7 protein-coding genes and 1 pseudogene are annotated in these 4,243 nt (G+C 57.1%); 4 read left to right on the top strand and 4 right to left on the bottom strand.

The window, feature by feature from the left end; genetic code table 11:
• Positions 1-112, top strand: a pseudogene (locus tag NKI05_RS32035) (IS481 family transposase); the annotation flags it as partial.
• On the opposite strand, the gene NKI05_RS32030 reads toward NKI05_RS32035, so the two are convergent.
• Entirely contained in the window at positions 109-642 is a 534-nt protein-coding gene (locus tag NKI05_RS32030) for a J domain-containing protein (RefSeq protein ID WP_023672646.1), read from the bottom strand. The pseudogene NKI05_RS32035 and the gene NKI05_RS32030 overlap by 4 nt on opposite strands.
• A gap of 484 nt (positions 643-1,126) precedes the next feature.
• Between NKI05_RS32030 and NKI05_RS32025 the strand changes: the two genes are divergently transcribed.
• Positions 1,127-1,339, top strand: coding sequence for a hypothetical protein (locus NKI05_RS32025; protein ID WP_023672644.1), 213 nt, complete (start codon positions 1,127-1,129; stop codon positions 1,337-1,339).
• 11 nt (positions 1,340-1,350) lie between these two features.
• Here NKI05_RS32025 and NKI05_RS32020 read toward each other — a convergent pair whose 3' ends face one another.
• Complete coding sequence (locus NKI05_RS32020; RefSeq protein WP_023672643.1) at positions 1,351-1,614, bottom strand: hypothetical protein; 264 nt, start codon at positions 1,612-1,614, stop codon at positions 1,351-1,353.
• Between the two features lie 73 nt (positions 1,615-1,687).
• Between NKI05_RS32020 and NKI05_RS32015 the strand changes: the two genes are divergently transcribed.
• Positions 1,688-1,909: a DUF768 domain-containing protein gene (locus NKI05_RS32015; protein ID WP_023695060.1), complete on the top strand. Its 222-nt coding sequence runs from the start codon at positions 1,688-1,690 to the stop codon at positions 1,907-1,909.
• Positions 1,910-2,281: 372 nt separating this feature from the next.
• On the opposite strand, the gene NKI05_RS32010 is transcribed toward NKI05_RS32015, so the two are convergent.
• A complete protein-coding gene (locus NKI05_RS32010) occupies positions 2,282-2,572 on the bottom strand; it encodes a hypothetical protein (protein ID WP_023695061.1) in 291 nt (96 codons plus the stop codon).
• 158 nt (positions 2,573-2,730) lie between these two features.
• Between NKI05_RS32010 and NKI05_RS32005 the strand changes: the two genes are divergently transcribed.
• The gene (locus tag NKI05_RS32005; RefSeq protein WP_023695062.1) at positions 2,731-3,105 is read left to right on the top strand and encodes a hypothetical protein; all 375 of its coding nucleotides are present in this window, start codon (positions 2,731-2,733) and stop codon (positions 3,103-3,105) included.
• A gap of 164 nt (positions 3,106-3,269) precedes the next feature.
• Here the strand turns inward: NKI05_RS32005 and NKI05_RS32000 are convergent, their stop codons facing one another.
• Positions 3,270-3,452 carry a DUF3606 domain-containing protein gene (locus tag NKI05_RS32000; RefSeq protein ID WP_023734668.1) on the bottom strand — a complete coding sequence of 61 codons (183 nt, stop codon included), beginning with the start codon at positions 3,450-3,452 and terminating at the stop codon, positions 3,270-3,272.
• Positions 3,453-4,243: the final 791 nt, after the last annotated feature.

Raw genomic sequence — 4,243 nt, 5'->3', positions numbered from 1 at the left:
GAAGACCCTCAAGGGCCTCACGCCCTTTGAATACATCTGCAAAATCTGGACAAAAGAGCCCGAACGATTCAGGCTCGATCCAACCCATCAAACCTCGGGACTAAACATCTAGTCTCTACTCAGGAGCCGAATGCTGGTATCGCGACGCAGTTCGGAATCGGCGCGATCGACGCCTTCAACCGTGATCGCGATTGTCCCGTTCTCAATTCTTGCAATCCATCCCTTTGCCTTCATGTACCAGAGATGAAACTCCAGATGCTCTGGTGGACAGCCTAACAACCGTTCGATTTCGACGTCGCCAATGCCCGGATTGCCGACATCCTGGCGGCGCTTCACATAGAGCAGCGAAAGCAGTTTGGCCTGGACCAAAGCATCTTTCTCGACCCCTTTGGGGTCGCTTGCCTCCTCGACCAATTTAAGCCGCTCACCGGCATGCTCTCGATAGGAGATATCGTACTGGGCGCGCTTAACGGGATCCCTCAAGACGTTGTGTGCTTCTACTATTTCGCTGAAGCGGGCTTCGTTTCCAGTTTGCTGATTGTCGGGATGATAGCGCATCGCAAAGTAGCGGAATATTCGCTCAAGTGTCTCCGAGTTGGCGTTTGGGCTGATCTCCAAGAGTTCGTAGTAATCGACGAACAATGCGCTGCTCCCTCAAACATCGCTCGACAGCCGCGGGGGCCGACCGCCTACATGGCGATGCAGTGCCCTCACTCGTCGAGTTCATATACGGACAATACATTGCGCCCGGGGTCAAGATGAGCGGGAGCTAGTGGACGTCAGCCAAGGCGGCTCCCGCGCGGGGTGCAACGAAAATGGCCGGGGCCGCAGTGGGAGATTGCCTGATCAGCGCCGGCCGGAGTTCGGGGTAGAACTCAATGCCGAAGCCGCCTGCGCAGCCAAGGTTGGGGTTTGACCGCGCCGTCCTATAATGGGACAGCGCGGTCCTCGCTAGGCAGCACGCCGGGCGGGCAGTGGTCCTCGATTGTGCGCCGGATGAGCGTCAACGCTGCCCGGCATTCGTCGGCTTCGATCTTCATAACCATTGAAACATGCGTTTGAGCTAAAATGTTCCGGAACCGATTTCGGGCTCGCGGCTTGAGTCGGTGAGGGAAGAACACTAGTCATGCCCATCAGACGAAAAGCCGTGGATGCCGGGATCCTTAAGCCTGCCGAATTGGCCTTGCTAGGGCGCGTTTTCGAGCAGCTTAAACTCGTCGACGACCAATCACCCGATGCGCAGGGCCGGTTGGCCTCTCGGATCATTGCCAACTACATGGCCGGGATAAAAGATGAGGCCGAACTTCTCTCGCTTTCGAAGCAGCCGTTAGGGCGGTAAGGTCGGGAAAGCTAGAGCTTTACCAGCCGCACAACATCAAGCGCGACCGTCACCACCGGGCCACCCAGGCTGACCGTTACGGCGTCCTTCTCGACCCGTGTGACGCTGCCGATCAGTTCGATGGTCTGACCTTTGACCACCTTCGTGGTGCTATCCCGAACGGAATGCGGAAATCCGTAGGTCGGTATCGACACGCTGATCCTGTCGTCAGTGACGCGTCGAATAATGGTGGCGTCGATCGCCACCTCATCGCCGATCTTGAGACCACTAGCCATGCACTGGAGTCTGGTGCGGCCGTCTCAGGGGTCAAGTAGCGGAACCTAATATGCGCTTTGAACTTATCGGCTGATGAGCACACGCGGCATCAACTTTCTCGATCGGTGGATGGCAGAGCACCTGCCCAACGCAATGACTGATGATCCAGTGGCGGTTAGCGACCTCGCTGACGAAATGATGAAATTTGCGGAGCGTGAGGGAATCGGTGCCGACGAGATCAAGGAGGAGGTCGGCAGCGTCTATGAGGTGATCTTGGAGGCGATGCACCACCGGGAAGGCAGCTTGGCCGAATAACCCTTGCCATCCAGGTCCAGTTAGGAATAGAATCCTTTGCGGCGACCCCTTCAACGGAGATCGCCATGCCCAAAAGACTCTCGCCGACAACCTGGCCGGGCATCCCATGTGCTGCAAGTCGACCAAACTGACGGCATCAACGCGAAGCCGGCGGTCGCGGCCGGCAGCCTTGCAATCCGAGCAGGCGAATAGCCCTCATCTGTTCGGCCGATGTGCCGGGCAAAGGAAGGCGCCAATTTGCAAATGTGATCCTCCCCGGGTCACACCGCCGAACAGCCACTTCAGCTAGTCCCTGAGTGGGCTGATCTAAGAGCTCCACCGGCTGATTCCGGTGGGGCATCTTGCTTATCCAGGCCTCAGCCAGGCGGCGCGTCAATATTTGATTTTTCTCGATCCCATAGGGCCAAGCCCATCCGACACACGTCTCGCAACGTCCCTGACCAAATGATGGATCGCACTCGGCTCATGCGCCGCGTATGCCGTGAAGAATTGCATCGACTGTGCGACGTGATAGATCTCGCGGAAGTTCTGGGACATCAGTTCGTCATTATCGTCGAATGGATTCAACATGACATGTTCCATTCGCTCTACGGCGTCCGGGAACCTCGCGACGTAGGCTTTTAGGAATTCCTCGATCTCTTCGTCGCGGAAATGCTTGCCCAATGTCTCCTCACCAAAAGGCGCTAGCGTAACGGCATATAGGCGCTCATGCCGGCCATCACGAGGCACGCGGCCACACCCACTATGTCCCGCTGCCGGTAGCGCCAGACACCGTGATGAATGATGACGGCGCTGACCTTACTTGATCTGGAGCGCGTGTCATGACCGCCCTTCGCGTTCTAAAGCCCATGGGATGCCCGCAGGGAACCGACGCGCGCATATGGCGCCAGTCCGTAGAAAAGCGCCTGAACGACCTCCTAGACCGTGCCATGAGCCTGATAACGGCACTGGATCTCATGCAGGCTGATTGCGATCTGGAGGAAACGGCAGACGATGAGCCGTCGCTTGGCTGCCTTGATGATCTAGAGCTGGACAACGTCGACGACGAGGAAGGCGCGGACGCAGAGCCATGCCCGGACACCCACGGTGAAACCGTGATTTGGGGCGAGGATCTGAAATCTCAGGAAGTGCTGGTGGAGAGCGGCCCTAAGATGAAATTACTAGCACCATGTAGTCCTCGACAGGCTGGTTCTTAAAATTGTGTGGAACAAGGAGCCGCCTCTGCGGGTTTATGTCGTGCGCGGTCTTCTCCGGAAAGTGGCCGCTCTATTCAAGGTGAAGAAACCCGCCGCCCTGGGCCCCCTCTCAGCGGCGGGTTTCTCTATTCCGGCGGGTTTTTTTGTTGTCATGTCGCGTTTCTTTACCTGAGCTTTTCAGCGGCGGCGTTTGCCTTGTCCCTGTTGCCCTTGGTTTCCTTGATTATTTTCAAGGCCATATCCTTTGTGATTGCGTGCTTCCGGGCGAAGTAGTTCACCTCGTAAGGCTCGCTGGTGGACACCCTGGCCCGATCTTGCTTTCCCCGATTTGATTTGTTGTCAGCCATAGCTCTCTCCATGTCGCGTCCAAGTCCACGGACCTGCCGATAGTTGCAGGAAAGAATTGGCGCCGCAATCGGCTATGGGTGGCGCGCGCCTTCATTGGCGAACATGACGGGAACAATCCGCCTTTCCGTGTTGCAGTCATGTTGCAATGACAACAAGGTACAGGACGGGACAAGCCCGGAATGCAAGGGTTTGCGCGTTACAGAGCGGGAAAACCGATGCAACACGGTTCGGTCGCGGCCTTGTTCGCTAACTTCATGATTTGCCTGATCAATTGTTTGGCTGGGGTTCCTGGAAGTTTTTCGAACTTTCTGCGTCGCGGGTCAGCCCGAATTGCGCTTGCTTATGGACTCGTTAAGCCTGTGGTCGGGGGGCTCGGACCTCACCGGCCCACGATATCGCGTCGGCGGCGCCGCACCTATTAGATCGCTTATGGCTGGCTGCTGCTCAACAGGGCGAACGTCTACGACGCTCCAACACCTCCTCCGTGCTGTTGTCCTTGTCGGTGCAAACGAGCCAGCCTCCGCTTCTATGGTTTCCGAACGAATTAAAATGATCTTGAGAAAACCATTATCAAATGCGCGTCCCGAAAGGGGGCGAAGGCGATGCCAGCGCATCGGAGCGGAAGTTCTATGCCGGCGACCCTCCGCGGAAGTCGGTGCGAAAACTCCTGCCACAGCCCGCAACCGGAACATCAGATGTGCTGGTGCATTGCTAGTGAACGCCAATTCGACTGGGGCGCAAAATGCATCGCGCGATCACAAATGCATGGGCAATGGTGCGAGAAGCCGTC

It is taken from the genome of Mesorhizobium sp. M0771 (genome assembly GCF_040320155.1).
Lineage (GTDB): Bacteria > Pseudomonadota > Alphaproteobacteria > Rhizobiales > Rhizobiaceae > Mesorhizobium.
The sequence above is the reverse complement of the archived record's forward strand: the minus strand, read 5'-3'. Positions and strand labels throughout refer to the sequence as shown.

Bases quoted from the DNA above. Each gene is read 5' to 3' on its own strand.
- NKI05_RS32025 (WP_023672644.1), top strand. From the start codon at position 1,127: ATGCCCATCAGACGAAAAGCCGTGGATGCCGGGATCCTTAAGCCTGCC.
- NKI05_RS32020 (WP_023672643.1), bottom strand. From the start codon at position 1,614: ATGGCTAGTGGTCTCAAGATCGGCGATGAGGTGGCGATCGACGCCACC.
- NKI05_RS32015 (WP_023695060.1), top strand. From the start codon at position 1,688: ATGAGCACACGCGGCATCAACTTTCTCGATCGGTGGATGGCAGAGCAC.
- NKI05_RS32005 (WP_023695062.1), top strand. From the start codon at position 2,731: ATGACCGCCCTTCGCGTTCTAAAGCCCATGGGATGCCCGCAGGGAACC.
- NKI05_RS32000 (WP_023734668.1), bottom strand. From the start codon at position 3,452: ATGGCTGACAACAAATCAAATCGGGGAAAGCAAGATCGGGCCAGGGTG.